We start from the raw sequence: 25,965 nt of genomic DNA, 5'->3' as shown, positions 1-25,965 counted from the left end.
GGGGCAATGCCGGGCGGCGGCCCGTCGCCGGATATCAGCCCGCCAGGGACGGGTCGATGTTCTTGCAGGCGTCGATCAGCCCGCGCACCGCGTCGCAGGACTTGGTGAAGCCGGCCATCTCGTCGTCGTTGAGCGAGATCTCGACGATCCGCTCCGCGCCGCCGGCGCCGATCACCACAGGCACGCCGACATAGAGGTCGTTGACGCCGTACTGGCCGGACAGGTGGGCGGCCATCGGCAGCACACGCTTCTTGTCCTTCAGGTAGGCCTCCGCCATCTCGATGCCGGCGGTGGCCGGCGCGTAGAAGGCGGAGCCGGTCTTCAGCAGGCCGACGATCTCCGCCCCGCCGTCGCGGGTGCGCTGGACGATGGCGTCGATCTTCTCCTGGCTGGACCAGCCCATCTTGATCAGGTCGGGCACCGGAATGCCGGCGACGGTGGAATAGCGGATCAGCGGCACCATCGTGTCGCCATGGCCGCCCAGGACGAAGGCGGTCACATCCTCCACCGAGACGCCGAATTCCTGCGCCAGGAACAGCCGGAAGCGCGCGGAATCCAGCACGCCGGCCATGCCGACCACCTTGTTGTGGGGCAGGCCGGAATACTGGCGCAGCGCCCAGACCATGGCGTCCAGCGGATTGGTGATGCAGATCACCATCGCATCGGGCGCATGGGCCGCAATGCCTTCGCCCACCGCCTTCATGACCTTGCAGTTGATGCCCAGCAGGTCGTCGCGGCTCATGCCCGGCTTGCGCGGCACGCCGGCGGTGACGATCACCACATCGGCGCCGGCAATGTCGGCATAGTCGTTGGCGCCCTTCAGGTCCGCGTCGAACCCTTCGATCGGCGCCGACTGCGCGATGTCCAGCGACTTGCCCTGCGGCAGACCCTCGACGATGTCGAACAGCACCACATCGCCGAGCTCCTTCAGGCCGGCCAGATGGGCCAGCGTCCCGCCGATATTGCCGCCGCCGATCAGCGCGATCTTGTTGCGTGCCATACGCTCCCCTCCGGCTCCAGGCTCTCGAATCGCGACCGGAATTTAGAGGTTTCTGCCGTTGCCGCAAGGCTGCATTCGGGCAGCCATGCTGCACTGCATCGGATGCATGGGTTTGACAGTGGCGGCGCCCGCGCAAAATCTTCGGCGGAGACCGGGCGGTGCGAACCGCCAGCCGCGCACCGAGGAGGCGGAGAGAGAAATGGCATCAGACGCAGCTGGTGCGCTGGAGATCGTGCAGATCCCGGTGCTGAACGACAATTATGTCTACCTGGCGCGCGAGCCCGGATCGGCGGCCACCGCGGTGGTCGACCCGGCGGTCGCCGCGCCGGTGCTGGAAGCCCTGGACGCCCGCGGCTGGCACCTGACCCATATCCTGAACACCCATCACCATCCCGACCATGTCGGCGGCAATCTGGAACTGAAGGAGAAGACCGGCTGCATCATCGTCGGGCCAAGGGCGGACGAGGCCCGCATCCCCGGCCTGGACGTGGCGGTGGGCGATGGCGACCGCTATGCGCTGGGCGGGGCGGAGGCCCAGGTGTTCGACGTGCCCGGCCATACCCGGGGCCATATCGCCTACTGGTTCCCGAAGGCGGACGCCCTGTTCTGCGGCGACACCATGTTCGCGATGGGATGCGGCCGGCTGTTCGAGGGCTCGCCGGCGCAGATGTGGTCGTCGCTGTCGAAACTGGCCGCCCTGCCCGATGCGACCCGCATCTTCTGCGCCCACGAATACACCATGGCCAATGGCCGTTTCGCGCTGAGCGTCGAGCCGCAGAACGCCGCCCTGCAGGCCCGCATGAAGGAGGTGGAGCGGCTGCGCGCCGCGGACCGGCCGACCGTGCCCTCCACCCTGGGGCAGGAAAAGGCCACGAACCCCTTCCTGCGCCCCGACAGCCCCGACCTGCAATCGACCATCGGCCTGGCCGGCGCCGGCCTGGTCGAGGTTTTCGCCCGCACCCGTGAGCTGAAGGACAGCTTCCGGGGCTGAGCGGGCGCTGCCGTGGCGGCGGGGCCGGCAGCTTGCAATCGGGGTAGGCTTGGCGCTAACTCCGGCGCATCACGATCCGGCCCCGGAGCGCCGGCGCGCCCTGGGCGGCAACGACCGGCGCCGCCGCGAGACCCGCGGCGCCGGGCCATCAGCGTGCGAGAGGGAACGACATGCGGGACATCCACCATTTCTGCGGCGGCAAGGAACTGAAGGGCGGCAGCGGCACCTTCGGCGACGTCTACAACCCGACCACCGGCGAGGTACAGGCCAGGGTCGCCTTCGCCACCCGGGCCGAGGCGGAGCAGATCATCGCCAATGCGGCGGAGGCCTTTCCCGGCTGGGCCGCGACCTCGCCGATCGCCCGCGCCCGGGTGATGTTCCGGTTCCGCGACCTGGTGGAGAAGCACAAGGACGAGCTTGCCGCGCTCCTGTCCTCCGAGCATGGCAAGGTGCTGCCGGACGCCGCCGGCGACGTGCAGCGCGGCCTGGAGGTGGTGGAGTTCGCCTGCGGCATCCCGCACCTGCTGAAGGGGGAATATTCCGACAGCGTCTCCAAGGGGCTGGACGTCTACTCCATGCGCCAGCCGCTGGGTGTCTGCGCCGGCATCACGCCGTTCAACTTTCCGGCCATGGTGCCGATGTGGATGTTCGCGGTGGCGATCGCCTGCGGCAACACCTTCGTCCTGAAGCCGTCGGAGAAGGACCCCTCGGTCCCGGTCCGCCTGGCGGAGCTGATGATGGAGGCCGGCGCGCCCCCCGGCGTTCTGAACGTGCTGCAGGGCGACAAGACCGCCGTCGACGCCGTGCTGACCGACCCGCGGGTGCAGGCGATCAGCTTCGTCGGCTCCACCCCGATCGCGCAGTACGTCTATTCGACCGCCGCGGCGCACGGCAAGCGCTGCCAGGCCATGGGCGGCGCCAAGAACCACATGATCGTGATGCCCGATGCCGACATGGAGCAGGTCACCGACGCCCTGATCGGCGCCGCCTACGGTTCCGCCGGCGAGCGCTGCATGGCGATCTCCGTCGCCGTGCCGGTCGGCGAGCAGACCGCCGACGCCCTGATCGAGAAGCTGGCGCCGCGGGTGCGCAGCCTGAATGTCGGCCCGTCGCATTCGCATGATGCGGATCTGGGCCCCCTGGTCACGAAGCAGCACTACGACAAGGTGCGCGGCTATATCGACCTCGGCGTGACGGAAGGCGCCGAGCTGGTCGTCGACGGCCGCGACCTGACGCTGCAGGGCTACGAGAACGGCTATTTCATGGGCGGCAGCCTGTTCGACCGGGTGACCCCGGACATGCGGATCTACAAGGAAGAGATCTTCGGCCCGGTGCTGTCGGTGGTGCGCGCCGCCGATTTCGACCAGGCCTGCGCCCTGCCGTCGGACCACGAGTTCGGCAACGGCGTGGCGATCTTCACCCGTGACGGAGACGCCGCCCGGGAATTCGCAAACAAGGTGAATGTCGGCATGGTCGGCGTGAACGTGCCGATCCCGGTGCCGCTCAGCTTCCACACCTTCGGCGGCTGGAAGAAATCCGCCTTCGGCGACACCAACCAGCACGGCCCGGAAGGGGTGCGCTTCTATACCCACATCAAGACCGTGACCGGCCGCTGGCCGACCGGCGTGCGCGCCGGCGCGGATTTCTCCATACCCACCGTGTCCTGAGCGGACGCCCGGGCGGGCATCGGCGCATCGCGCGTGCCATTGCCCCCCGGAAGGTGCCCGCCGGACGGTGCCTCCCGGCCGAAGCCGCGATACGGCCGGCACGGGACGTCGATCAACGAGTGCGTGAATGACTGTCAGAGAGGCTGCGACCGACTGGGACGGACCCAGGGAGGCCTATGAACGCAAGGTGACCGCCGGCGAGATCGTCGGCGACGACGCGCAGCTGCCGGCCGTTGACGCGCTGGAGCGCCTGCATCAGGCGCTGCAGGGCTATGTCCCGCCCTCGGCCAAGAAGCGCTGGTCGCTGTTCTCCCGCAAGCGGGACCCGGAACCGCCGCGCGGCCTGTATCTCTGGGGCGATGTCGGCCGCGGCAAGTCCATGCTTATGGACCTGTTCTTCGAGGATGCGCCGGTCGCCGACAAGCGGCGGGTGCATTTCCACGACTTCATGCAGCGCGTGCATGCGGCGGTGGCGAAGCACCGCAACCTGCCCGACGGCGCGCCCGAGCGGAAACGGCTGGGCGACGACCCGGTCAAGGCGGTCGCCAAGACGGTCGCCAACGAGGTCACCCTGCTCTGCTTCGACGAGTTCCAGGTGGGGGACATCGCCGACGCGATGATCCTGGGCAAGTTCTTCGAGAAGCTGTTCGAGCGCGGCGTGGTGGTGGTGGCGACCTCGAACCGCCCGCCGGACGACCTGTACAAGGACGGATTGAACCGGCAGCTCTTCCTGCCGTTCATAGACATGTTCAAGCGGAAGCTGGAGGTGCTGGAGCTGTCCAGCCCGACGGACCATCGCCTGAACCGGCTGGAAGGACGCCGGGTCTGGCATGCGCCGCTGGGACCGGAGGCCAGCGCCGCGCTGGACCGCGCCTTTGCCGTGCTGACCGAGGGGGCGGAGCCGCAGGCGGAAGTGCTGGAGGTGCAGGGGCGCAAGCTGGAAGTGCCGCGGGCGGCGCGCCATGTCGCGCGAATGCGCTTTGCCGACCTGTGCGAGCGGCCGCTGGGGGCGGCCGACTATCTGGCCCTGTCGCACGCCTTCCACACCCTGGTGCTGGACGACGTGCCGCTGATGGGACCGCAGAAGCGCAACGAGGCGAAGCGCTTCGTCACCCTGGTCGACACCTTGTACGAGGCCAAGGTGCGCCTGGTCGCGAGCGCTGCGGCGGAGCCGGCCGCGCTGTATCCGAGCGGCGACGGCAGTTTCGAGTTCCAGCGCACGGTCTCCCGACTGGAGGAGATGCGCAGCGCGGATTATCTAGGGGAGGCACATGCGGGCGGTCTGAGGGGCAGCCGCGACGCGGCATGACGGCACGCATGATCATCGCACAGGTCCAGGGACGGTCCCGCTGCCGGGACGACGAGACGCCCGCGAGGGCAACCAAGGAGAGACGATGAACCCCAACCAAGCGATCCGCGGCAAAGCGATGCGCGGCGCGGCCGCCCTTGCCGCCGGCCTGATGTTCCTGGCCGCGGGCGCCGCTCAGGCGGCGCCGTGGAAGGCAGAGCAGACGCAGACCGGTGTGCAGTACCGGATCGGCAATGCGATCCGCAACAGCTTCGTGATCCACTGCCCGAACCCGGCCTCGGTGTCGGCGGGCACATGGATCGACATGACCCTGTTCGGCGAGAGACTGCCGCGCCGGCAGACGATACAGATCGATGTCGGGGCGTCGATCTTCCGGCTCGATGTCGACGAGAGCGGCCGCATCGGTACCGCCAGCGAGAAGGCCGACAAGGCGTTCGAACTGTTCTGGGCGGCGCTGCGGGAGAGTTCCCGCATGACGGTGCGCTACCCGAATGGCCTTGCCGGCACCTTCACCCTGCGCGGCACCACCCAGTCCATGCCGCCGCGGGCCTGCCAGACGGATTTCGACCGCCTCTAGCAGGCGACCATGCCCGACCGGGTCCCGGGGCACGCGGCCTTCTGGCAAGGCGCGGCGCTTCCGGGACAGGTCGGCAAGAAGATCGCGGTGCGGGCACAGTCGGCGCAGGGGTCGGATCAGGGCAATGCCCGACCCGCGACCCTGTTAACCGAAGAGTTAATCCCAGCGCAGGTCGAGAATTTCGACCTCGGAATTGCGGTGCTTTTTCAGGAGTTCCTGAACAACAGCCGCCTCTGTTTTCTGTCGTACCGTCCCCGACCACGAATCGCTGGCCCATTTACTGAGTCCGATTCGACGGTATTTATAGTCAACGTTTGCTTGTAACTGCATAGTAGTTCCCTGGCGCAATGCGCAGCCGGCCGCTTTTTAACAAAATTGACAGGGCGTAAACAACCATTTCTTTTCGCCTGTTCCCCTTCGGCACAGCCGGAAGTGGTGTCCCTGCCCGACAACGGGAACCCTGTCGCCTTTCGGGACAGCAGCCTCCCCCACGCCCCCGGCGACGCAAGACCCGGGCCGCGCCACAGTCGAGGTTCAGCGGAAGGAATAGTCGCGGCTGGCCGGCGCCATGAACGCGCCGCCATCGACGGCGAAGACCTGGCCGGTGACCGCCCGGTTCGACACGATGTAGGACAGGGTGTCGGCCACATCCTCCGGCGTCGGGCCGCGGCGCAGCGGCGTGTCGTCGCGGGTACGCTCGAAATGGCCCGGAGGCGCCTCCGGCGCCGGCAGGGTATAGCCGGGCGCGATGCCGCAGACCCGCCAGTGGGGCGCCAGGGCGCGGGCCATCAGTTCCGTGAAGCCCAGCAGCGCATATTTCGACAGGGTGTAGGACAGGTGGTCCGGATTCGGCGCCAGCAGCTTCTGGTCCAGCAGGTTGACGATCACGCCAGCGCCCGAGGCGGGCGGCGCTGCCGTCACGCGGCGGGTCAGCAGGACCGCCGCCACCGTGTTCGTCCGGTAGTGCCGCAGAAGCGCCTCCGAGGTCACGCTGGCCAGATCGTCCCATTCGAAGACGGAGGCATTGTTGACCAGCACCTCCGGGGCGGCGCCGAAGGCATGGCGGATCGAGGCCAGCATCGCGTCCATCGCCGCGATGTCCTCCAGATCGGCACGGACCGCCATCGCCGTGCCGCCGGCGCCCTGAATCTTCGCCACGGTTTCCGCCACCGCTTCCGGCGAGCCCCGGTGATGCACCGCGACCCGGAAGCCGTCTGCGGCCAGTCGCATGGCCATCGCCGCGCCCAGCCGGCGCGCCGCGCCGGTCACCAGGGCGACCCGCCCCGTCTCGTCCTGCCGTTCTGCCTGCACCTGCCTGCCCCGCGCCCCGCATGGATCCACCTTCAGACCCGGATATAGGGGTGGGTCGTTCCACTCGGCAACCGCCCGACAAGGGGTTGCGGCGGACCGGGGCCGTTACAAGCCGACACTTGCTCCCGCCGGTCAATGGAACAAAGCTGACGGCATCCTGCCGCCCGTCGCATCCGGTTCCCGCCGGCGATCGGGGACACGAACAGGAAAGGAGACGGCTCCGTGGGACATGGATCGAGCACTGGCCGGACAGGCCTGGGCGGGCTGGCAGCGGCTCTGGCGCTGCTCTGCCTCGACAGCGAGGCGATGGCGGAGGCGGCCAGCCTCCGCATCGACAATGCCACCGATCTCACCCTGCAGATGCCGGCAGATGCCGAAGCTCAGGGCAACTGCACCTGGGGCGGCCCGGCGACCATGCTGCTGCCGGGGGAAAGCGCGACCTTCACCATCGCACCGGCCGACGGGGGCTCGGTTCTGTCGCCCTGCCATCTGTCGGTCGAGGTACCCATCGAACCGCCGCCTCCGGTCGGCCAGAGCCCCGCACGACTGGATCTGGATATCCGCGCACCGACTGCCGGACGACTGACCGTGGAGGTCCAGTACAGCTTCAGGCTCGGCCCCGGCACCGGTCACTGGGCCCGTGAGCCGGTCGTCATGCAGGAGCTGCAAGCGGATGCCGGCAACACCTACCAGCTGGATCTCGCCCCGCTGGCGCATTGGATCACCAACTACCTGACCAGAGATTAAGGTCGCTGCCGCGCGCCCGACCGACGCGACCCGGCCGGGATCGTCAATTCAGTGCACCGCGAACAGGCGCCGCAGTTCCTCTCCCGCCATGCCCATGGCGAGCGCCAGCATCAGCAGGATGCGGTTCTTGCCGGCGGTGAGCGGTGCGCCGAGCACGACGCCGGCGGCGACCAGCGCCTCGCCGCCGCCCGGCCCGCCATAGACGGGATAGATCCGCCCCTCGGCGACCCGGGAGGTGAGGACCACTGGCAGCCCGGCCTCCCGCGCGCGCAGCACCGCGTCAAAGCTCGGTCGGGACAGGTTGCCGATGCCGTAGCCCTCGACCACCAGGCCGGCGGCGCCGGCGGCAATGGCGGCGTCGATCAGGGCGCCGTCGGCGCCCGGATAGTCGCAGACCAGGTCGACCCGCGGCAGGGCGTCGCGCGGCAGGCCCAGCGACGGTGCGCGGGCACGATGGCCCTCCCAGTCGATGCCCAGCCCGTCGATCACCGCCAGCCGGCCGCCGGCAAAGGCGGTCTGGCCGCTGGTCTCCACCTTGCGCACCCGGTCCGCGGCATAGATCCGGCCGGCGAAACTGACGGTGGCGCCATGGCCCTTCGCCTGCGGGTCGGCTGCCTGCCGCACCGCGTTCAGGATGTTGCGCGGCCCGTCGGCAAAGGGGGAACTGGCCAGCTCCATCGCCCCGGTCAGCACGACAGGCTTGCCGTCGCCGGCCACCCGGTCCAGGAACCAGGCGGTTTCCTCCATCGTGTCGGTGCCGTGCAGGACAACGATGCCGGTCACGTCCGGATCGTCCTGCTCCACCGTCACCGCGGTTGCCAGGTCCAGCCAGATCTCCGGCTGCATGTCGCGGCTGTCGATATTGACGATCTGCCGCACCTTCAGCCGCGCGATCCGGTCCAGACCCGGCACACTGGACAGCAGAGCCTGGGCATCGAGGCTGGGCAGCACCGCGCCGCCGGCATCGGGTGCCTGCGCGATGGTGCCGCCGGTGCCGAGCACCGCGATCCGGGGCAGCATGCCGATCCCTCTGCCCGCGGCTATTCCGCGGCGGAGGCCTGGAGCGCCTCCGAGCCGATCGCGCCGGAGGCGCGCAGCGCCTCGATCTCCGCCTCGCTGCGGCCGAGTTCCCGCAGGATCTCCTCGTTATGCTGGCCCAGCTCCGGCGCGCCGCGCCGCAGGTCGGCGGGCGTGCTCTCGAAGCGTGCCGCGGGACGCGCATGCCGCAGGCGGCCGGCCGTGGGATGCTCGACCTCCACCAGGATGCCGCTGGCCTGCACCTGCTCATGCTCCACCGCGGCGTTGCGGGTCAGGGCCGGGGCGCAGGGCACGCCTTCGCGTTCCAGCACCTCCAGCCATTCCGCCGTCGTCCGGGTCCGCAGCACGTCCTGCGTCATCTCCAGCCGCTCGTTGATATGGTTGTCGCGCGCCGACGGGGTCGCGAAGCGCGGATCGGTGAGCCATTCAGGCTTGTCGAAGGCGCGGGTCAGTGCCTCCCACTCCTTGTTGCTCATCACCGCGACGGTCATGTAGCCGTCCGCCGTCTCGTAGATCAGGTCGATGAAGCTGGCGGCCCGCTGGTTCGTCGTCGGCCGGTCGGGGAAGGTCTGCGCGTTGTAGTCGGACGCCCAGAGGAAGGCCATGACGGCGTCCAGCATCGACAGCCGGATATGCTGGCCTTCGCCCGTACGCTCCCGCGACAGCAGGGCGGCGGTGATGGCCTGCGAGGCGGTGACCGCGGACAGCTTGTCGGGCAGCACCGTACGGACCAGCTTCGGCCGCGCCTCGTCGGCGCCGGCCTGGATCGTCGTCAGGCCGGACAGCGCCTGGATCACCGGATCGTAGACCGGCTTGTGGCTGTAGGGCCCGGCCTCCCCGAAGCCGGACAGCGACAGGTAGACGATGCGCGGGTTGATCCCGCGCACAGCGTCATAGCCGATGCCCAGCCGGTCGACGACCCCGGGGCGGAAATTCTGCACCACCACGTCCGCGCGGGCCGCCAGGTCCAGGAAGACCTGCCGTCCGGCCGGGTTCTTCATGTCCAGGGTGAGCGACCGCTTGTTGCGGTTGATCTGCAGGAAATTGGCCGGCAGCCCGCCGCGCTGGTTGCGCAGGGCCCGGGTATGGTCGCCCTTGCCGGGCACCTCGATCTTGATCACGTCGGCGCCCTGGTCGCCCAGGATCGACGTGCACCAGGGGCCGGAGAGCATGGCCGAGAGATCGAGGATGGTGAAGCCGTGCAATGGTCCTGGCACGTTGCGCTCCTTCTCGCGATCGGGGCGGGCTTGTGCCCCCTGGGCCGAGCATAACGGCGGCGGCGGCGCGCCGACAGCCCGGCGCCCATCCAGACAGCCACCCTGGCAGACCGCCACCCTGCGCATGGCGGCCATGTCCCGCCCTGCGGTCGCTTGACCGGTGCCGTCGCGGCTCCTACGCAGGGGCATCATGCCAAGCACCGGCCCGGTCGCACGCCTGCTGCCCCATCTCGGACTGTTCATGGCTGCCGCCATCCTGGGCTCCAGCTTCGTGGCGGTGCGCGCCATCATGGCCGACCAGGACGCGCCGGCCCTGCTGGGCTTCCTGCGCTATGGCGCCGCCGGGCTGCTGCTGCTGGCCTTCGCGATGGCGGTCGGCCCGCGCGGGCGGCGCCTGCCGCGCTTCAGCCGCCGGGAATGGGGGCTGATCCTGGTCCTGGGGATCCTGCAGTTCGGCCTCTTCCACCTGTTCGTGAACTCCGCCCTGCAGTTCATCCCGGCCAGCCGCGGCGCGGTGATCTTCGCGCTGATCCCGGTGATGACCATGTTTGCCGCCGCCCTGTTCGGCCGCGACCGGCTGTCGGCGGTGCAGCTGGGGGCCGCGCTGCTCGCCTTCCTCGGCGTCGCCCTGGCGATGGGGCAGAAGGCGCTGGCGCCGGTCGCGCCCGGCACCGCGGCGGCGGAAGCCGGCTGGCTGGGGGAGGCGCTGTTCTTCCTGGCCGTGTGCTGCGGCGCCATCTACAACGCGATTTCCGCGCGGCTCCTGCGGGTCCAGGCGGTGATGCCGGTGACGGCGCTGACGATGATTGCCGGCGTGACGATCCTGTTCCCGGTGGCGATCGGCGAGGGGCTGTTCGAGAGCGGCCCCGGCTACGACACGGCCGACTGGTGGATCTTCGCCTACCTGGTCCTGCCCGGCGGCCTGCTCGGCTTCCTGATGTTCAACTGGGGGCTGCGGCGCACTTCCCCCAACCGGGCAGCGATCTACGTGCCGATCGCGCCGATCGCCTCTGCCTTCTTCGGCTGGCTCCTGCTGGACGAACCGTTGGGCGGCCTGTTCCTGGTCGGCCTGGCCTGCGCCGTGGCGGCGCCGCTGCTGATCGCGCTGGAGCGGCGGCGCGGCACGGGATGAGGTCCTGAAACCACAGGCAAGTCGTCCTCGGGCTCGACCCTACGGGATTCACACATTTCGCCGGCGGGGCCAGATCAGCCCTGCGGGCCTACCTTTTTGCCGTCATCCTCGGCCCCCGAGCCGAGGATCGTGGCAAGACGGCGAAGTTGCGCAGCGTCCCTGTCCCGTCATGCCCCTCGGGTCAAGCCCGAGGGCGACGGCAGCAGGGAGGCGCGTCGAAGAGAAGAGATATGTGAATCGCGTAGGGCTCGACCCGAGGACCCATTCCGCCAGCCTCTGTGCGCCGCAGGGCTTGCGGAATGGGTTCCAGGGTCAAGCCCTGGAACGACGGAAAGGTGGGCGCCCGCGCCGGATCAGGTCCGGCGTTCCACCATCAGCTTCTTGATCTCGCCGATCGCCTTGCCGGGATTCAGCCCCTTCGGGCAGGTCTTGGCGCAGTTCATGATCGTGTGGCAGCGGTACAGCCGGAACGGATCTTCCAGGTTGTCGAGCCGCTCCCCCGTCATCTCGTCGCGGCTGTCAGCGATCCAGCGATAGGCCTGCAGCAGGACAGCCGGGCCCAGATAGCGGTCGCCGTTCCACCAGTAGCTGGGGCAGGCGGTGGAGCAGCAGGCGCAGAGGATGCACTCGTAGAGGCCGTCCAGCTTCACCCGGTCTTCGTGGCTCTGCAGCCGCTCCCGGTCGGGGGCCGGGGACTGGGTCTGCATCCAGGGCTGGATCGAGGCGTACTGCGCGTAGAAATGCGTCAGGTCGGGGACGAGGTCCTTCACCACCGGCATGTGCGGCAGCGGATAGACCTTGATGTCGCCGCCCGGCAGTTCGTCCATGCCGCGGGTGCAGGCCAGGGTGTTGGTGCCGTCGATGTTCATCGCGCAGGAGCCGCAGACGCCTTCCCGGCAGGAGCGGCGGAAGGTCAGGGTCGGGTCGATCTCGTTCTTGATCTTGATCAGCGCGTCCAGGACCATCGGGCCGCACTTGTCGAGGTCGACCTCGTAGGTATCCACCTGCGGGTTCTGGCCGTCGTCCGGATTCCAGCGATAGACCTGGAAGCGGCGCACCCGGGTCGCGCCCTGCGGCGCCGGCCAGTGCTTTCCCTTCTTCACCTTCGAATTACGGGGCAGGCTGAACTCGGCCATCGGGTCACTCCCTTGCGGATCCTGCGCCCGGCGCCGCAGCGGACATGGCGGCGCGACCGGGCAGGCAATTCATCGAAGCTGGCACTCTTCGGCGGCGGCTCAGTACACCCGGGCCTTCGGCGGGATGTACTGGATTTCCTCGGTCAGCGTGTAGCTGTGCACCGGGCGGTAGTCGATCGTCACCTTGCCCTGCGCGTCGCACCAGGACAGCGTGTGCTTCATCCAGTTGTCGTCGTCGCGGTCCGGATAATCCTCACGCGCATGGGCGCCGCGGCTTTCCGTCCGGTTCGCCGCGGAATGCATGGTCACCATCGCCTGCGGCAGCAGGTTGTCGAGCTCCAGGGTCTCGATCAGGTCGGAATTCCAGACCAGCGACCGGTCGGAGACGGAGATGTCAGGCAGCATCCCATGGACCTCGCCGATCAGCTTCTTGCCCTCGTCCAGGACCTCGCCGGTGCGGAACACCGCGGCGTTGTTCTGCATGGTGCGCTGCATCTTGTCGCGGATGGCCGCCGTGGGCGTATCGCCCTTGGCGTTGCGGAACTTGTCCAGCCGGCCCAGGGCCTGGTCCTCGCTGCCGCGCGGCAGCGGCTTGTGCGGCGCGCCGGGCTTCATCACCTCCGCCGCGCGGATCGCCGCGGCGCGGCCGAACACGACCAGGTCGATCAGCGAGTTGGAGCCCAGCCGGTTGGCGCCATGGACGGAGACGCAGGCCGCCTCGCCCACCGCCATCAGGCCCGGCACCACATGGTCGGGCTCGCCATCCTTCAGGATCGTGACCTCACCATGATAGTTCGTCGGGATGCCGCCCATATTGTAGTGGACGGTCGGCAGCACCGGGATCGGCTGCCGGGTGACGTCGACGCCGGAGAAGATGCGCGCGGATTCGGAAATGCCGGGCAGCCGCTCCGCCAGCACCGCCGCATCCAGATGGTCCAGGTGCAGGAAGATATGGTCCTTCTGGTCGCCCACCCCGCGGCCGTCGCGGATCTCCATCGTCATCGCCCGGCTGACCACGTCGCGGCTGGCCAGGTCCTTCGCCGACGGGGCATAGCGCTCCATGAAGCGCTCGCCCTCGGAATTCACCAGATAGCCGCCCTCGCCGCGGGCGCCCTCCGTGATCAGCACGCCGGCGCCATAGACCCCCGTGGGGTGGAACTGCACGAACTCCATGTCCTGCAGCGGCAGGCCGGCGCGCAGCACCATGCCGCCGCCATCGCCGGTGCAGGTATGGGCGGAGGTGCAGGAGAAATAGGCGCGGCCATAGCCGCCGGTGGCCAGCACCACCATGTGGGAGCGGAAGCGGTGGATCTCGCCGGTCGCCAGGTCGATGGCGATGCAGCCGCGACAGGCGCCATCCTCCATGATCAGGTCGATGGCGTAGTATTCGATGAAGAACTCGGTCTGGTACTTCAGGCTCTGCTGGTACAGCGCGTGCAGCATCGCATGGCCGGTGCGGTCGGCGGCGGCGCAGGTGCGCTGCACCGGCCCCTCGCCGAAATTGCGGGTCATGCCGCCGAAGGCGCGCTGGTAGATCTTGCCTTCCTCGGTGCGGCTGAAGGGCACGCCGAAATGCTCCAGCTCAATCACCGCCGGCACCGCCTCGCGCACCATGTATTCGATGGCATCCTGGTCGCCGAGCCAGTCGGACCCCTTCACCGTGTCGTACATGTGCCAGGACCAGTGGTCCTCGCCCATATTGCCGAGCGAGGCGGAGATGCCGCCCTGCGCCGCCACCGTATGGCTGCGGGTGGGGAAGACCTTGGTCAGGTTGGCGGTGCGGAAGCCCTTCTGCGACATGCCCATGGTGGCGCGCAGGCCGGCCCCGCCGGCGCCGATGACGACGACATCGTAGTCATGGTCGATGATCGGATAAGCGGTCATGTCGCGTCTCTCCAAAGATCCTTGCGGCCCCGGCTTGCGCGCCATCCCCTGACGGGGACGGCCTGCCTGCGGGGCATTGTCCGTGTCCGGCGGCTCAGCCCCCGAAGGCGATGGCCGCCAGGGCGATCAGGCAGGCCAGCCCCAGCGCAATGCAGCCGAAGGTGTTGAGCAGCAGGGCCGGCAGCTTCAGCCAGCCATGGATGTAGTCTTCGATCACCACCTGCATGCCGAGCTTCAGGTGCCAGAAGCCGGCGATCATCAGCAGGGCGCCGATCGCCGCGACCACCGGGCTGCCCAGGAAGTCGCGCGCCTCCTCGTAGTCGGCGCCGGTGATGCTGATGACGCAGAGGGCGAACACGACGACCAACGGCACCAGCGCCACGGCGGTCACCCGCTGCACCCAGAAATGGCCGGTGCCATCCTTCGCGGAGCCCAGCCCGCGAACCGGCTTGATGGCGTTGATGAACTGGTTGTTGGCGGTATCGGACATCGGAATTCACTCCCGTCGGCGGGCCGCCCGGTCGGAACCGGCAGGCCCGGCCGGCTTACCAGGACAGGGCCAGGATCCAGGCCAGGACGGTCAGGACGACGGAGCCGATCACCACCGTCCAGCCGCTGGTGGTGACCTGCGACAGTTCGAAGCCCCGGCCCATGTCCCAGAACAGATGCCGGATGCCGTTGCACAGGTGGTAGAACAGGGCCCAGGAAAAGCCGATCAGGATGATGATTCCCAGCACCGAGCCGATGAAATCCTGCACCACCTCGAACGAATCGGGCCCGGCGGCCAGCGCGATCAGCCACCAGGTCAGCAGCAGTGTGCCGACCCCCAGCGCGATGCCGGTTAGGCGATGCAGCGCCGACATCACCGAGGTGATCTGCGGCTTGTAGATCTGCAGGTGCGGCGAAATCGGCCGTTCGACCTGTGCCATGCCAGCCCTCCCCCAGGGTGTCGGAGTCCGTGGCGGGCCGTCCCGGACCCTGCCACCTCGAAAGCGCGCGGATCCGGACATGCCGGCCGTCTGCCCCTCCGCAACCGCAGCGGCATGGCCCTGGCTATTGGTCCTAAGATCGCGCCTGCGAGTGTAGTCCTCAGACCTGCTCCGTCAACGAGTTAGCGCAAAGCGCCGGTCCGGAAAGCCCAGCGGCATGCGACAGGACGCCCCCTATCGCCGGCCGCCCGGGCCGCCGCGCCTGATGGATTGTAGGCTTCCGCCGCGATGTCCTAGAGTGCGCCGCATCACGAACCCATGGAGACAGGCAGATGATCGCAGCGAGACCCGGCACCGGTACAGGAACAGGGACGCGGCGGCGCTCCGGCCCGCGCAGCCTCTTGCTGTCGGCAGCGGCCGGCCTCCTGGCCCTGGGCTTGCTGGCCCCGGCCCTGCAGGCCCAGGTGAACCCCTTCGGCACCAGCCCCGGCGGCATGACGGAGGCGCAGAGCAAGGCCATGGGCAAGGCGATCGAGGCGGCGCTGGCGGCCGACAAGCCCGGCGTGACCGAGACCTGGTCCGCCGACGGATCGGGCGGCACCGTGACCGTCGAAAAGCTGTTCCAGAAGAACGGCCTGTCCTGTGTCCTGCTGTCGCACGCCTTCAACGACGAAGACCGCATTCCCTACAAGCTGCCGTTCTGCGACACCGACAAGGGCTGGAAGGTCTACTTCTGAGTCCGTCCGGCAGGACTTTGCTTGACTCAGTCATGTTTCTGGCCGACCCTCCCTGACCGATACCGGTCAGGGAGGGCGCCAGCATGGCCGCATCGCATCGACAGACCCCCAACGGAGCCGGTCAAGACCGCGCCGCTCAAGACGCCGCAGACGCGGCGCCGGCGATTGCCGCTTTGCGCCGTTTCAACCGCTTCCATACACAGCGCATCGGCGTGCTGGACGAAGGACTGCTGCAGAGCGGCTTCACCCTTGCGGAAGCGCGGGTGCTGTTCGAACTGGCCCATCACGACGGGCTGACCGCCAGCCAGCTCTGCCGCGACCTGGGCCTGGACCAGGGCTATCTGAGCCGCATCCTGACCCGCTTCCAGAAGCGGGGCCTGCTGGCCCGCCGCACCGCAGAGGCCGACCGGCGGCAGGCCCTGCTGTCGCTGACCGCGTCCGGGTGGGACGCGTTCGCGCCGCTGGACCGGGCCTCCCAGGACCAGGCCGCCCTGCTGCTGCGCGGCCTCTCGGCGGCGGACCGCGCCGATCTGTGTCGCGCCATGGCCCGCATCGAAGCGCTGCTGGCGCCGGCCACCCCCGACACCGTGCCGCCCGACGCGGGGGTGATCCTGCGCCCTCACCGGGTCGGCGATATCGGCTGGATCGTGCAGCGCCAGGCCCTGCTCTACAGCACCGAGTTCGGCTGGGATGGCAGCTTCGAGGCCCTGGTCGCGGAGATCGGTGCCGCCTTCCTGCGCAATTTCGATCCCGCCGCCGAGGGCTGCTGGGTGGCGGAGCGCGAGGGCGAACCGCTCGGCGCCGTGTTCCTGGTCCGCGCCGCGGCCGATACCGGCCAGCTGCGGATGCTCTATGTCGAGCGCGCCGCCCGCGGCCTGGGGATCGGCGGCCGGCTGGTCGATGCCTGCATCGCCCGCGCGCGCGAGGCCGGCTATGACCGGCTGACCCTCTGGACCAACGACATCCTGGTATCGGCCCGGAAGATCTACCTGGCCGCCGGCTTCCGTCTGGTGCGGGAAGAGCCGCATCATTCCTTCGGCCAGGACCTGGTGGGTCAGTACTGGGAACTGGATCTGTCGGACAAGCCAACGGCCGGAGGCTGACAGAGGCCGGCGATAGCCGAGTCTGACGGCAGTCGGATCTGGCCGGGATCGGGCCTGTCGCGGCCTGCCCCCAATTGTGTCGTTCATGCAACAATCTGTTAATAAGAATGCGCCTCAATACGTTTCTTGATTGCGAGTCATTTTCATTTGCATGACCCCTCTCTACGGTGCGCGCATACGCAGTCATACGGATGGGGGATCCAATGCCGAAGCTTCAGTCCAGCCGCCGCCGCGCGCGGCGGGCCCGGTCCGATCAAACGCGCCTCCGGCTCGCGGCCACCTGTGCCGCCGCCAGCCTCGTGGCGGTGCCGGCCGCCGCAGACGTGTTTCGCATCGACGACCTGGTGGTCGCGGCACCGGAGGTCCATCGCTCCCAACAGGTCCGTGATGACCTGGACGAGGCGATGGAGAAGAGCCGCACCGATTCCACCGTCAGCGGCTCCGTGATCCAGAATGTCAGCCCGGTGAACAAGCTGGACGCGGTCCGCTACAACACGGTCGGCATCGTCAACCAGCCGGGCACCGGCAACCGGTTCGGCGGCAGCATGAAGATCCGCACCTTCGGCGACTGGGGGGCGTCGGAGTCGATCAACGGCCTGCCCGCCTTCAAGTCCGCGGGCGAGGAAGGCGGCGGCTACGGCAATACCTTCATCCCCTCCATCGCGGTGGACCGGATCAACGTGCTGAAGGGCGGCCGTGCGGTGGAATTCGGCAACGGTTCCGACGGCGGCGTGCTGGAAACCCTCATCAAGTCGGGGCGCGACTACGACAACCACCAGGCGATCACCCTGGACGGCAGCAGTGCCCGCGAGGGCCTGGTGCAGGGGGAAGCCGGCGACCATACCGACAACTGGGACTATTACGTCGCCGGCAGCGGCTTCTACGGTGATTACAAGGACGAGCCGGCGGACCTGGACAACCAGTCTGTGTTCGGCGGGATCGGCAATTTCGGCTGGAACCTGAACGACGACACCCGCGCCGAACTGCTGGTGATCGGCGACAAGAGCAAGCCGGTGATCTACCGCAACGGCAACAAGGAGACGATCACCCACGACCAGTATTTCGGCGGCCTGACCCTGGATCACCGGATCAACGAGGCGACCAGCCTGCGGGTCGGCGCCCTGGCGAACAACAGCCACACCGTCTGGGCGGCCCGCAGCCGCGACCGCGCGATCAACACCCGCATGGTCTTCGGCGGCTACTACATGGAATACGCCCTGACCGACAGCATCACCTATAACGGCTCCGTCGGCGGCGAATTCCGGCACACCAACTACAAGCGCGACAACCAGTGGGACAACAAGTTCAACGACCCGGCGGTCCTGACCCGCCACGCGTTGACCTTCGACGACAACCTGGTCCTGAACCTGGGCCTGCGGAACACCTGGTTCCACAACGACATCAAGTATCTGGGCGCGGACCAGCCGGACAACCTGCAGACCGACAGCCTGCTGTCCTACGATGTCGGCGCGTCCTACTCGGTGCTGCCGGACACCCGGCTGCGCGCCTCGGCGGCGACCGGCTACAACCGCTTCTACGAGAAGTACGGCAATTTCGGTGCCGACGCGCTGAACCCGGCCGGCGCCGAGGACAGCATCGTCGATTCCCGCACCCTGGAGGTCGGCGCCCGGCAGGGCTGGGCCGGCGGCTATTTCGACGCCGCGGTCTACAACATCGTGCAGAACAACGTGCCGCGCCGGAACGGCGGCGCGATCCAGAACGTGAAGGTCGACCAGACCGGCGTCGAACTGGAGGCGGGCGCGCAGATCACCCCGAAGCTCTTCATCTCCGCCGGCTATGCGCACCTGTTCAAGATCAAGTCGACCCTGGACGACGGCACCGATGCCAACGGCAACATCTTCTTCGGTGCCAACGGCGTCTCCGTGCCCCGCAACCAGGCCAATGCGCGCATCACCTACGCGGTGACCTCCGACATCGGGCTGTGGACCGCCGGCTACTATTCCACCGGCTACGAGGCGGTGGACCTGAACGGCAACGTCACCAAGCGCGACGGCTTCGAGCGGATCGACCTCGGCGGCGACTGGGCGATCACCGACAAGGTGGTGCTGCGGGCCCGGGTGGAGAACCTGACGAACGAGAAGGATTTCGGGACGACGGTCAGCGGCACCGCCGCGAACACCGCCGGCAATCTGGGCCGGGTGTTCTGGATCGGCACCGACTTCACGTTCTAGCCTCCCGACCCTCCGGACGAAGCGGCGGCCCGCCATGCGCTATCGACATCTCAGGACCCTGCATCTCTGGCTGACCTTCGCGGCCGGCCTGCCGCTCCTGGTGCTCAGCCTGACGGGCGCGCTGCTGGTCTTCGGGCCGGAAACCGACCTGCTGCTGGAGGCCGATGTGCGGACGGTGACACCGCCATCGGCCGCCGGCAGGGCGGCGGAACCCCGACCCTATTCCGAGCTGGTCGCGGCGATCGCCGCGCAGAAGCCGGACCTGCAGCCCTGGTCGCTGGGCCTGCGGCAGGACCCGGAGGAGGCCTGGTCGGTCTGGCTCGCCAAGGGCGCGGGCTATCTGCTGATCGACCCCTACCGGGCCATAGTCCTGGATCATCAGGGCGCCAAGGAATCGTTTTACGGCACGGTCACCGCGATCCATCGCTGGTGGCTGGTGAAGGGCCCGGCGCGGGCCTGGGTCCGCCACCTGATCTCTGCAGCCGCGCTGCTGCTGCTGGTCCAGGTGCTGGTCGGCCTGTGGCTCTATCTCTGGCCGCCGAAGCGGCTGAAGCGGCTGGCGATCAAGCGCGGCCGCATGGCGGTGCTGCGGATCCACCAGCTGACCGGACTGCTGACCGGACTGGTGCTGATGGTGATCGCCTTCACCGGCATGGCGATCCACTGGAACGCGGAAATGAAGGAGGTGGTCGAGTTCTTCGGCGGGCCGATCCGTGAAGTCCAGCCGCCGGCCTTCGACGGCCTGGCGACGATCGCGGACCTGGATGCGGCGGTCCGGACAGGTCGCGCCGTCATGCCGGAGGCGGACCTGCTGCACGTCCGGCTGCCGCAGAGGCCCGGCGACGCGATCGCCATGGGCCTGCGGCACGACGATCTGGAGGTGCCGAGCCGGGTCTGGGTCGGCGACGAGCCGCCGCGGGTCCTGTTCGTCGACGACCGGCGCGATGTGACGACGGCCGAATGGCTCTGGCACTTCCGCTACCACATCCACTATGGCGACTTCGCGGGCACCTGGCTGCGCGTGATCTGGATCTTCATGTCGCTGCTGCCGGCCGCCTTCATCGGCACCGGGATCTGGCTCTACCTGCGGCGGCGGCCCCGGCGCCACCGCAGCGATGCCGCCACCGTCGCCGCGGGACAGGTGCCGCTTCGCTGAACGACCCTGCGCAGGATCACCCTTCGCCCGATCACCTGTCACCGGGGCTGAAGAAGGGCTGTACCACGGCCTGGAACACCGGCAGCGCCTCGCAGGCGGCGGCGTGCCGGGCAAGGGCCGGCCATGCCGCCATGTCGAAGGCGCCGGGATGCGCCTCACCCAGCAGCCGCAGCGCACAGGCGATGGCAATGTCGGCATGGCCGATATCGCCGCCGAAGAGCCAGGTTCCGGGGGTGGCCGCCCGCACCGCCTCCAGGCTGTCGAGCGCGCCGCGGATCTGCCTGCGGCAGCGCGTCTGCCAGACCTCCGTATCCCGGCCGTGGATCGCCCGCTCGTAGATCAGGCTGACGGCCTTGTCGGCCAGCCCCGTCGCCAGCGCGCAGACCTTCAGGGCCCGCCGCCGCGCCGCCCCGTTCGCGGCAATCAGCGCGCGTTCGTCCCCCGCCTGCTCATCCAGCCAGTCCAGGATCGCCGCGCTCTCGATCAGCACCTCGCCATCGTCAAGCACCAGCACCGGCACCCGCAGCAGCGGGGAATAGTCCGCGATCCGGTCGGCATCGCCGAAGGTCGACCAGGGCCGATGTTCGTAGTCCATGCCGTAGAGCCGCATGGCGATCGCCACCCGCCGCACGAACGGGCTGTCATACATGCCGATCAGGATCATCGCCGCCTCCCTCCGCGGCTCCGCGCCGCTGCCGCTTCAGCCCGCGGATGATGCCGCATCGGCGGCGCCGCGTCGCCGGTCATCGGCGTCGCCGGCATGCTGTCACACCTTCGTCATTCTGCCATGCAAGAACGGCGGCGGAAGGGTCGCTGGAGGACCGCAGGGATGACGCTGGTCGCGCAGATCTCCGACACGCATCTGAGTGCCGGCAAGCCGTTCTTTGCCGACAATTTCCGCGCCGCCTGCGCCGCCATCGCCGCACGCGGCACCGAGCTGATGATCAATACCGGCGACGTCACCCTGAACGGCGCCGACGAGGAGTCCGACCTGACGGAGGCGCGGCGGCTGCACGACGCGGCCGGCCTGCCGTTCCGGGCGGTCCCGGGCAACCACGATATCGGCGATACCGCCGCGGTGGCCGCCACCGCGCCCTATCATGCACAGCCTGTCGATACGGCAAGGCTGGCGCGTTTCCGCCGGCATTTCGGCCCGGGCCACTGGCGCCACGACCTGCCGGGCTGGCGGCTGGTCGGCTTCAACAGCCAGATCCTGGGCAGCGACATGCCGGAGGAGGCGGAACAGGAAGCGTTCCTGGCCGAGGCGATGGCGACGGCCGGCGACCGCGCGGTGGCGCTGTTCGGCCACAAGCCGCTCTGCGACCGCGACACGAACGAGACGGTCGCGGGCGGCCGCTTCCTGCATCCCGCCGCCCGCCACCGGCTGCTGGAGGTACTGGGCCCACGGCGGCCGGCGGTGATCGCCACCGGCCATGTGCACCAGTTCCGCGACCTGGTCGTGGGTGCCAGCCGGCATGTCTGGGCGCCGTCGACCGGCTACGTGATGCCGGAGCGGGTGCAGCCGCTGTATGGCATGCGGGATGTCGGCTGGGTCGAGCACCGCTTCGGCGCCGACGGCAGCCATGACTGCGCCTATCTGCGGCCGGGGAAAGCGGCGACCCTGTCGATCGCCGACTTCCCGCAGGCCTATGGCGCCATGTAGCGACCCGCTACCTGCCCTTGAACCGGGTCTTCCGCTTCTCGGCAAAGGCGCTCACGCCTTCCGCCCAGTCCTCGCTGCCGGCGCAGATGCCGAACATCTCGCCCTCCATCTGCAGCTGCGCCTCGATGCCGTTCTGCAGGCTGGCATTCAGCAGCCGCTTGGTATTGCCGATGGCGACGGCGGGGCCACGGGCCAGGCGCTGCGCGATCTCTTCCGCCTGCGCGTCGAGTTCGGCATCCGGCACCACCTTGTTGATGATGCCGTAGCGCTCCGCATCCGCGGCCGGGAAACGGTCGCCCAGCAGCGCCAGCTCCATCGCCTTCTTCCGCCCCACCGTCCGGGGCAGGTAGTAGGTGGAAGAGCCGTCCGGGCTGGTGCCGATATGGATATAGCCCATGGTGAAGAAGGCGGTGTCGGAAGCGACCGCCATGTCGCAGGCCAGGACGAAGCTGAGCCCGACTCCGGCGCAGCCGCCGCGCACCGCCGCCACGATCGGCTGCCGCATGCGCGCCATGGTGTAGAACATGATGTGCATCTTGTGGATGCGTTCCTCGAACATGCGCCTGCGCTCGGCCGCGTCCATCTCCTTCACCATCTGGGCGAAGCTCTTCACGTTGCCGCCCGCCATGAAATGCTCGCCGGTGCCCGACAGCAGGATCACCCGCACGTCGTCGCGATGCTCCACCTCCCGGACGAAGGCGTTCATGTCCTCGATCGTGGTGGGCCCCAGGGCGTTGCGCTCATGCGGGCGGTTGAAGGTCATCCGCGCGATCCCGTCGCGCACCTCGGTCAGCAGCTCGTCGCTCATGGTCCTCCCCATTCTCCTGGTGATTGGCTTCCTGGCATCTGGTGGGCCGGGATCATGTCCGCAGCGGGGAGGCGCGTGAAGGGCTTTCTTCGGCAGGCCCGCGGCGCTCAGGTTGCCATGCGCCGGGCGGCGGCCGGGACCGCCACCTCCGGCAGTTCGGCGGCGACGAGGTCCGGCAGCAGCATCGGCCGGCAGAAATGGTAGCCCTGGACGAAGCCGATGCCGGTATGGCGCTGCAGGTAGTCGAGTTCCTCCGCCGTCTCCACCCCTTCCGCGACGACGGCCATGCCGAGCGCCGCACCCAGGGAATCGACCGCCCGCAGGATGCCCTGGCTGCGCGGCCGGTCCTGGATCGCGGTGATGTAGGAGCGGTCGACCTTCAGTTCGTCGGCGGTGATGTCGGCCAGCACGGAGAAGGAGGAATAGCCGGTGCCGAAATCGTCGATCGACAGGCCGATGCCCTCGCGTCGCAGGATCGGCAGGATGCTGGTCACGAACGGCTCCGGCTGGACCACCGCCTCTTCGGTGATCTCCAAGACGAACCGTTCGCGGCGCCCGCTGTCGATGATCCGTCCGATCAGCCGGTCCATGAAAATGGCGTCGGACACCTGGCTTGCCGCGACGTTCACGCTGATCCGGGTCCCTCCGCCGAAGCGCCGGTCCAGCGCCTCCAGGCTGTCCTGGATCTCTTCCAGGACGATCTCCGAGATCTCGTTGAGCAGGCCCATCTCGGTCGCAACCGGCAGAAAGGCGCCCGGCGCACGCATGCTTCCAGCGTTGTCCTGCCAGCGGACCAGCGCCTCGAACCCCGCCACCGCGCCGGTGGCCAGCGCCAGCTTCGGCTGGAAGGCGCAGCGGAAGCGGCGTTCGCGCACTGCGACCCTCAGGTCCTGCTCCAGCTGCATACGGGCACTGGTGGCGTCGCCTAGCCAGGTGTCGAAGAAGCAGGCGCTGCCCTTGGCGAATTTCTTTGCCCGATACATCGCCAGGTCGGCATTGCGCCGCAGGGCCTCGTAGTCGCTGCCATGCTCCGGATAGGTGCTGACGCCGATCGAGGCGGAGGTGAACAATTCCCGCCCCTCCACCCGGAACGGCTGGCGCAGCTGTTCGACGATCCGGTCGACGATCACCGCCGTCTGCTGCCGGTCTCCCGGCGCCACCAGCATCAGGACGAATTCGTCGCCGCTGATCCGGCCCAGCACGTCACGCCCGCGGACGGCGCGGCGGATGCGCTCCGCCACCGCGATCAGCAGCGCATCGCCGACAGAGTGGTTGTGGAAGTCGTTGACCTTCTTGAAATCGTCGATGTCGATGAAGGCCAGCGCCAGGCTCTCGCCCTCGGGCAGGCCGGCGATTGCCTCCTGCACCCGCTCCTCGATCGTCTGCCGGTTCGGCAGGCCGGTGAGCTGGTCGAAATAGGCCCGGTGGGCCAGTGCCTTCTCGCTGCGCTGCAGCCGTTCGGTCAGTTGCCGCAGGCGGCGGCTCTCCAGTTCCCGCTGGCGGGTATAGAGGGCGGCGAAGGCCGCCGAGGCCAGGAGCGAGAAGTTGCGCGCCAGCGCCACATCGCCGCGGTCGAAACCCGGCCCCCCCTCCTCGCGCAGCAGTACCAGCATGCCGCGACGTTCCCGCACCCGCATCGGCAGGTAGAGCGCCGGCTGCGCCGGCGACAGCCCGGCGGGCAGGTCGCCCTGCCATTCCGGCAGGGCGGCATTGTCCAGGGTGGTGCTGACGCGGCCGTTCAGCACCTTGCCGAACAGCCGCCCCACCGGCCAGGTGGAGCCGCGCAGGCCCCCCGGATGGGCGGCGATGCAGTGCAGCTCGCCTGCCTCCCCCTCCTGCTCCGCCAGCACCAGCAGCCGGGAGAAGGTGAAGACGATCTCCAGCGCGCGGAACAGCACCTCGAACGGGTCGTCGTCCAGGGTGGATGTCAGCAGCGAGCCGATGGCGTCCAGCAGCATCCGGGAATGCCGCCCCTCGAGGCGCAGGGCATCGAGCTCCCGGCGGCACTCCACAAGGGCCTCGCGCAGTTCCTCCGCGGTCTCCATGGCGGTCAGCGGCCGAACGCCACGGCGGAGATCATCAGGTTGGCATGCACGTTCCTGTCGAACAGGCTGCCCTGCTCGCCGAACGTGAAGCAGCCGATGAAGGGCCTGTCGCCGACCCCGGCGCGGATTTCCGCCACGACATCGTCCATGCGGTCGCCGACCGCGATCTTGCAGCCCGCGCAATAGACCAGCAGGCTGCCCGCCAGTCCCTTGCCGTTGCCGCTCAGCCCGGCCGCCGCGGCCACCGCGACCCGGCCGGCGCGCTCGACCAGACGTCGCCTGTCTCCGGTCATGGCATGGATCCGCGCCCCCGCCTCGATCCGCGCGAAGGTGGTGATGGAGCCATCCGGAGCGACGCTGTCGGGATGCACCAGCAGGTATTGCGACATGCCATCGATCCGCCCCGCCTCGATCCCCAGCGGACAGTTCGTGGTCTCCGCCAGGATATTGCCGCCGGTGCGGAGCCGGCCGGCGATGCGGTTGCCGGTCCAGACATTGTAGATCTCCGCCGCCGGCTGGTCGTCGATGGTGAGGATGCGCCGGCTGCCCGGTTGACGGCAACCCGGTTCCGGATCGCCCACCGCGGTCACGGTGCCGTGCGCGCCGGTGGGCTGGTAGCCGCCCTGGAAGGCATGGCTGGTACCGGCGGAGGGGAACAGGACCGCAACCGCCAGGCCGTTGCGGAGCACCTGTCCATGCGACATCTGGCGCCACTGCCCGGCCACCGCATCGTCGGCAGAGCTGCCGCCCAGGATCGGGCAGCGGTCGCCGACGACGCTGCGCAGGCCGGCGATCACCGCCTCCTCCTGTCCGGGCGCCTGGTAGATCCAGACCAGTTCCGGCAGTTCGTCGGGGCAACCGGCATCGTCCAGGGCCTGCTTGAGGATCGCGGCCGCGGCCTCCTGCGGCTCCGCGCCCAGATCGCCGGCCGCGGTTCCATAGTCGCCAGCCGGATCGTCGACCACCAGCATGCCGATCGCATCGGCGCCGAAGACCCCGTCCTGGGTCATCACCCCGGTGCAGGAGGTGCCGCCGATCAGGGCGGCCTGCGGCCAGGAGCGGGCGATGCGGTCGGCGATCCGCCGGTCGTCGTGGCAGCAGCCGTAGAACAGGGCCACGAAGCCTGGCGACAGGCCGGCGGCGGCGACCTGCGCCTCGAGGTCATCGAGGGCTCTGCCGGTATCCGCGCCTGTCGCGGCAAAGGATCCAATCTGGGTCATCGGGTGCAATGGGTCTGGCGGTGCTGGCGATGCTCAATGGTATCCTCATACTGCCCGCGGCGCGTTAACAAACCCACAACCGGAGCGTGGGTCCGCAACCGAC

Annotated in this window: 24 protein-coding genes; 12 read left to right on the top strand and 12 right to left on the bottom strand. The window is 68.8% G+C overall.

From position 1 onward, the window contains the following. Window positions 1-34 precede the first annotated feature (34 nt). A complete protein-coding gene (gene mdh / locus ACFOGJ_RS13600) occupies window positions 35-1,000 on the bottom strand; it encodes a malate dehydrogenase (protein WP_379901240.1) in 966 nt (321 codons plus the stop codon). Window positions 1,001-1,199: 199 nt separating this feature from the next. Between mdh and gloB the strand changes: the two genes are divergently transcribed. The 5 genes from gloB to ACFOGJ_RS13575 all read left to right on the top strand — a co-directional run bounded on the left by gloB (window position 1,200) and on the right by ACFOGJ_RS13575 (window position 5,868). Next, window positions 1,200-1,991 carry a hydroxyacylglutathione hydrolase gene (gene gloB, locus ACFOGJ_RS13595; RefSeq protein WP_379901238.1) on the top strand — a complete coding sequence of 264 codons (792 nt, stop codon included), beginning with the start codon at window positions 1,200-1,202 and terminating at the stop codon, window positions 1,989-1,991. Between the two features lie 170 nt (window positions 1,992-2,161). After that, window positions 2,162-3,658 carry a CoA-acylating methylmalonate-semialdehyde dehydrogenase gene (locus ACFOGJ_RS13590; RefSeq protein ID WP_379901236.1) on the top strand — a complete coding sequence of 499 codons (1,497 nt, stop codon included), beginning with the start codon at window positions 2,162-2,164 and terminating at the stop codon, window positions 3,656-3,658. 127 nt (window positions 3,659-3,785) lie between these two features. Next, complete coding sequence (gene zapE, locus ACFOGJ_RS13585; protein WP_379901234.1) at window positions 3,786-4,967, top strand: cell division protein ZapE; 1,182 nt, start codon at window positions 3,786-3,788, stop codon at window positions 4,965-4,967. An 85-nt stretch (window positions 4,968-5,052) separates the two neighbouring features. Further along, window positions 5,053-5,544 (top strand): hypothetical protein, encoded by a 492-nt coding sequence (locus ACFOGJ_RS13580; protein ID WP_379901232.1) that lies wholly within the window; start codon window positions 5,053-5,055, stop codon window positions 5,542-5,544. Between the two features lie 9 nt (window positions 5,545-5,553). After that, window positions 5,554-5,868 carry a hypothetical protein gene (locus ACFOGJ_RS13575; RefSeq protein WP_379901230.1) on the top strand — a complete coding sequence of 105 codons (315 nt, stop codon included), beginning with the start codon at window positions 5,554-5,556 and terminating at the stop codon, window positions 5,866-5,868. A gap of 210 nt (window positions 5,869-6,078) precedes the next feature. Here the strand turns inward: ACFOGJ_RS13575 and ACFOGJ_RS13570 are convergent, their stop codons facing one another. Continuing rightward, window positions 6,079-6,855: an SDR family NAD(P)-dependent oxidoreductase gene (locus tag ACFOGJ_RS13570; RefSeq protein WP_379901228.1), complete on the bottom strand. Its 777-nt coding sequence runs from the start codon at window positions 6,853-6,855 to the stop codon at window positions 6,079-6,081. 222 nt (window positions 6,856-7,077) lie between these two features. Here ACFOGJ_RS13570 and ACFOGJ_RS13565 point away from each other — a divergent pair, with 222 nt between their 5' ends. Next, the gene (locus ACFOGJ_RS13565) at window positions 7,078-7,602 is read left to right on the top strand and encodes a hypothetical protein (RefSeq protein ID WP_379901226.1); all 525 of its coding nucleotides are present in this window, start codon (window positions 7,078-7,080) and stop codon (window positions 7,600-7,602) included. Between the two features lie 48 nt (window positions 7,603-7,650). Here ACFOGJ_RS13565 and ACFOGJ_RS13560 read toward each other — a convergent pair whose 3' ends face one another. Together ACFOGJ_RS13560 and ACFOGJ_RS13555 are read right to left on the bottom strand one after the other, a co-directional pair. Further along, window positions 7,651-8,622: an asparaginase gene (locus tag ACFOGJ_RS13560; protein ID WP_379901224.1), complete on the bottom strand. Its 972-nt coding sequence runs from the start codon at window positions 8,620-8,622 to the stop codon at window positions 7,651-7,653. Window positions 8,623-8,642: 20 nt separating this feature from the next. Then, window positions 8,643-9,857 (bottom strand): CaiB/BaiF CoA transferase family protein, encoded by a 1,215-nt coding sequence (locus tag ACFOGJ_RS13555; protein ID WP_379901222.1) that lies wholly within the window; start codon window positions 9,855-9,857, stop codon window positions 8,643-8,645. Window positions 9,858-10,047: 190 nt separating this feature from the next. On the opposite strand from ACFOGJ_RS13555, the gene ACFOGJ_RS13550 reads away from it, so the two are divergent. Further along, the gene (locus ACFOGJ_RS13550; protein ID WP_379901220.1) at window positions 10,048-10,989 is read left to right on the top strand and encodes a DMT family transporter; all 942 of its coding nucleotides are present in this window, start codon (window positions 10,048-10,050) and stop codon (window positions 10,987-10,989) included. A gap of 353 nt (window positions 10,990-11,342) precedes the next feature. Here ACFOGJ_RS13550 and ACFOGJ_RS13545 read toward each other — a convergent pair whose 3' ends face one another. The 4 genes from ACFOGJ_RS13545 to sdhC all read right to left on the bottom strand — a co-directional run bounded on the left by ACFOGJ_RS13545 (window position 11,343) and on the right by sdhC (window position 14,938). After that, window positions 11,343-12,125 carry a succinate dehydrogenase iron-sulfur subunit gene (locus ACFOGJ_RS13545; protein WP_379901218.1) on the bottom strand — a complete coding sequence of 261 codons (783 nt, stop codon included), beginning with the start codon at window positions 12,123-12,125 and terminating at the stop codon, window positions 11,343-11,345. A 99-nt stretch (window positions 12,126-12,224) separates the two neighbouring features. Then, window positions 12,225-14,009, bottom strand: coding sequence for a succinate dehydrogenase flavoprotein subunit (gene sdhA, locus ACFOGJ_RS13540; protein WP_379901216.1), 1,785 nt, complete (start codon window positions 14,007-14,009; stop codon window positions 12,225-12,227). A gap of 94 nt (window positions 14,010-14,103) precedes the next feature. After that, window positions 14,104-14,499, bottom strand: a complete 396-nt coding sequence (gene sdhD, locus ACFOGJ_RS13535) for a succinate dehydrogenase, hydrophobic membrane anchor protein (protein ID WP_379901214.1) — start codon at window positions 14,497-14,499, stop codon at window positions 14,104-14,106. Window positions 14,500-14,554: 55 nt separating this feature from the next. Next, window positions 14,555-14,938 carry a succinate dehydrogenase, cytochrome b556 subunit gene (gene sdhC / locus ACFOGJ_RS13530; protein ID WP_379901213.1) on the bottom strand — a complete coding sequence of 128 codons (384 nt, stop codon included), beginning with the start codon at window positions 14,936-14,938 and terminating at the stop codon, window positions 14,555-14,557. Window positions 14,939-15,270: 332 nt separating this feature from the next. Between sdhC and ACFOGJ_RS13525 the strand changes: the two genes are divergently transcribed. The 4 genes from ACFOGJ_RS13525 (at window position 15,271) to ACFOGJ_RS13510 (ending at window position 20,126) form a co-directional block, all read left to right on the top strand. After that, window positions 15,271-15,675, top strand: coding sequence for a hypothetical protein (locus ACFOGJ_RS13525; RefSeq protein WP_379901211.1), 405 nt, complete (start codon window positions 15,271-15,273; stop codon window positions 15,673-15,675). Window positions 15,676-15,848: 173 nt separating this feature from the next. Beyond that, window positions 15,849-16,778 (top strand): bifunctional helix-turn-helix transcriptional regulator/GNAT family N-acetyltransferase, encoded by a 930-nt coding sequence (locus ACFOGJ_RS13520; protein ID WP_379901209.1) that lies wholly within the window; start codon window positions 15,849-15,851, stop codon window positions 16,776-16,778. Window positions 16,779-17,101: 323 nt separating this feature from the next. Then, a complete protein-coding gene (locus ACFOGJ_RS13515; protein ID WP_379901207.1) occupies window positions 17,102-18,970 on the top strand; it encodes a TonB-dependent receptor domain-containing protein in 1,869 nt (622 codons plus the stop codon). A 34-nt stretch (window positions 18,971-19,004) separates the two neighbouring features. Next, window positions 19,005-20,126 carry a PepSY-associated TM helix domain-containing protein gene (locus tag ACFOGJ_RS13510; protein ID WP_379901205.1) on the top strand — a complete coding sequence of 374 codons (1,122 nt, stop codon included), beginning with the start codon at window positions 19,005-19,007 and terminating at the stop codon, window positions 20,124-20,126. A 31-nt stretch (window positions 20,127-20,157) separates the two neighbouring features. Here the strand turns inward: ACFOGJ_RS13510 and ACFOGJ_RS13505 are convergent, their stop codons facing one another. Further along, window positions 20,158-20,790 carry a glutathione S-transferase family protein gene (locus tag ACFOGJ_RS13505; protein ID WP_379901203.1) on the bottom strand — a complete coding sequence of 211 codons (633 nt, stop codon included), beginning with the start codon at window positions 20,788-20,790 and terminating at the stop codon, window positions 20,158-20,160. A 165-nt stretch (window positions 20,791-20,955) separates the two neighbouring features. On the opposite strand from ACFOGJ_RS13505, the gene ACFOGJ_RS13500 reads away from it, so the two are divergent. Continuing rightward, window positions 20,956-21,789, top strand: coding sequence for a metallophosphoesterase family protein (locus ACFOGJ_RS13500; RefSeq protein ID WP_379901201.1), 834 nt, complete (start codon window positions 20,956-20,958; stop codon window positions 21,787-21,789). A gap of 7 nt (window positions 21,790-21,796) precedes the next feature. Here the strand turns inward: ACFOGJ_RS13500 and ACFOGJ_RS13495 are convergent, their stop codons facing one another. The 3 genes from ACFOGJ_RS13495 to ACFOGJ_RS13485 form a co-directional block, all read right to left on the bottom strand. Beyond that, window positions 21,797-22,597 (bottom strand): enoyl-CoA hydratase/isomerase family protein, encoded by an 801-nt coding sequence (locus ACFOGJ_RS13495; protein ID WP_379901199.1) that lies wholly within the window; start codon window positions 22,595-22,597, stop codon window positions 21,797-21,799. Window positions 22,598-22,704: 107 nt separating this feature from the next. Next, window positions 22,705-24,642, bottom strand: coding sequence for a putative bifunctional diguanylate cyclase/phosphodiesterase (locus tag ACFOGJ_RS13490; RefSeq protein ID WP_379901197.1), 1,938 nt, complete (start codon window positions 24,640-24,642; stop codon window positions 22,705-22,707). Window positions 24,643-24,647: 5 nt separating this feature from the next. Next, window positions 24,648-25,862 carry an FIST signal transduction protein gene (locus ACFOGJ_RS13485; protein WP_379901195.1) on the bottom strand — a complete coding sequence of 405 codons (1,215 nt, stop codon included), beginning with the start codon at window positions 25,860-25,862 and terminating at the stop codon, window positions 24,648-24,650. Window positions 25,863-25,965 lie beyond the last annotated feature (103 nt).

Origin of the sequence: Marinibaculum pumilum (assembly GCF_042646425.1) — a bacterium.
GTDB classification, from domain to species: domain Bacteria; phylum Pseudomonadota; class Alphaproteobacteria; order Ferrovibrionales; family Ferrovibrionaceae; genus Marinibaculum; species Marinibaculum pumilum.
Note: the sequence above shows the minus strand (reverse complement) of the source record. Positions and strands in the feature narration are given on the sequence as shown.

Excerpts from the sequence above, each read along its gene's own strand:
- mdh (WP_379901240.1), bottom strand. The coding sequence starts at position 1,000 with ATGGCACGCAACAAGATCGCGCTGATCGGCGGCGGCAATATCGGCGGG.
- gloB (WP_379901238.1), top strand. The coding sequence starts at position 1,200 with ATGGCATCAGACGCAGCTGGTGCGCTGGAGATCGTGCAGATCCCGGTG.
- ACFOGJ_RS13590 (WP_379901236.1), top strand. The coding sequence starts at position 2,162 with ATGCGGGACATCCACCATTTCTGCGGCGGCAAGGAACTGAAGGGCGGC.
- zapE (WP_379901234.1), top strand. The coding sequence starts at position 3,786 with ATGACTGTCAGAGAGGCTGCGACCGACTGGGACGGACCCAGGGAGGCC.
- ACFOGJ_RS13580 (WP_379901232.1), top strand. The coding sequence starts at position 5,053 with ATGAACCCCAACCAAGCGATCCGCGGCAAAGCGATGCGCGGCGCGGCC.
- ACFOGJ_RS13575 (WP_379901230.1), top strand. The coding sequence starts at position 5,554 with ATGCCCGACCGGGTCCCGGGGCACGCGGCCTTCTGGCAAGGCGCGGCG.
- ACFOGJ_RS13560 (WP_379901224.1), bottom strand. The coding sequence starts at position 8,622 with ATGCTGCCCCGGATCGCGGTGCTCGGCACCGGCGGCACCATCGCGCAG.
- ACFOGJ_RS13550 (WP_379901220.1), top strand. The coding sequence starts at position 10,048 with ATGCCAAGCACCGGCCCGGTCGCACGCCTGCTGCCCCATCTCGGACTG.
- ACFOGJ_RS13545 (WP_379901218.1), bottom strand. The coding sequence starts at position 12,125 with ATGGCCGAGTTCAGCCTGCCCCGTAATTCGAAGGTGAAGAAGGGAAAG.
- sdhA (WP_379901216.1), bottom strand. The coding sequence starts at position 14,009 with ATGACCGCTTATCCGATCATCGACCATGACTACGATGTCGTCGTCATC.
- sdhD (WP_379901214.1), bottom strand. The coding sequence starts at position 14,499 with ATGTCCGATACCGCCAACAACCAGTTCATCAACGCCATCAAGCCGGTT.
- sdhC (WP_379901213.1), bottom strand. The coding sequence starts at position 14,938 with ATGGCACAGGTCGAACGGCCGATTTCGCCGCACCTGCAGATCTACAAG.
- ACFOGJ_RS13525 (WP_379901211.1), top strand. The coding sequence starts at position 15,271 with ATGATCGCAGCGAGACCCGGCACCGGTACAGGAACAGGGACGCGGCGG.
- ACFOGJ_RS13510 (WP_379901205.1), top strand. The coding sequence starts at position 19,005 with ATGCGCTATCGACATCTCAGGACCCTGCATCTCTGGCTGACCTTCGCG.
- ACFOGJ_RS13505 (WP_379901203.1), bottom strand. The coding sequence starts at position 20,790 with ATGATCCTGATCGGCATGTATGACAGCCCGTTCGTGCGGCGGGTGGCG.
- ACFOGJ_RS13500 (WP_379901201.1), top strand. The coding sequence starts at position 20,956 with ATGACGCTGGTCGCGCAGATCTCCGACACGCATCTGAGTGCCGGCAAG.
- ACFOGJ_RS13495 (WP_379901199.1), bottom strand. The coding sequence starts at position 22,597 with ATGAGCGACGAGCTGCTGACCGAGGTGCGCGACGGGATCGCGCGGATG.
- ACFOGJ_RS13490 (WP_379901197.1), bottom strand. The coding sequence starts at position 24,642 with ATGGAGACCGCGGAGGAACTGCGCGAGGCCCTTGTGGAGTGCCGCCGG.
- ACFOGJ_RS13485 (WP_379901195.1), bottom strand. The coding sequence starts at position 25,862 with ATGACCCAGATTGGATCCTTTGCCGCGACAGGCGCGGATACCGGCAGA.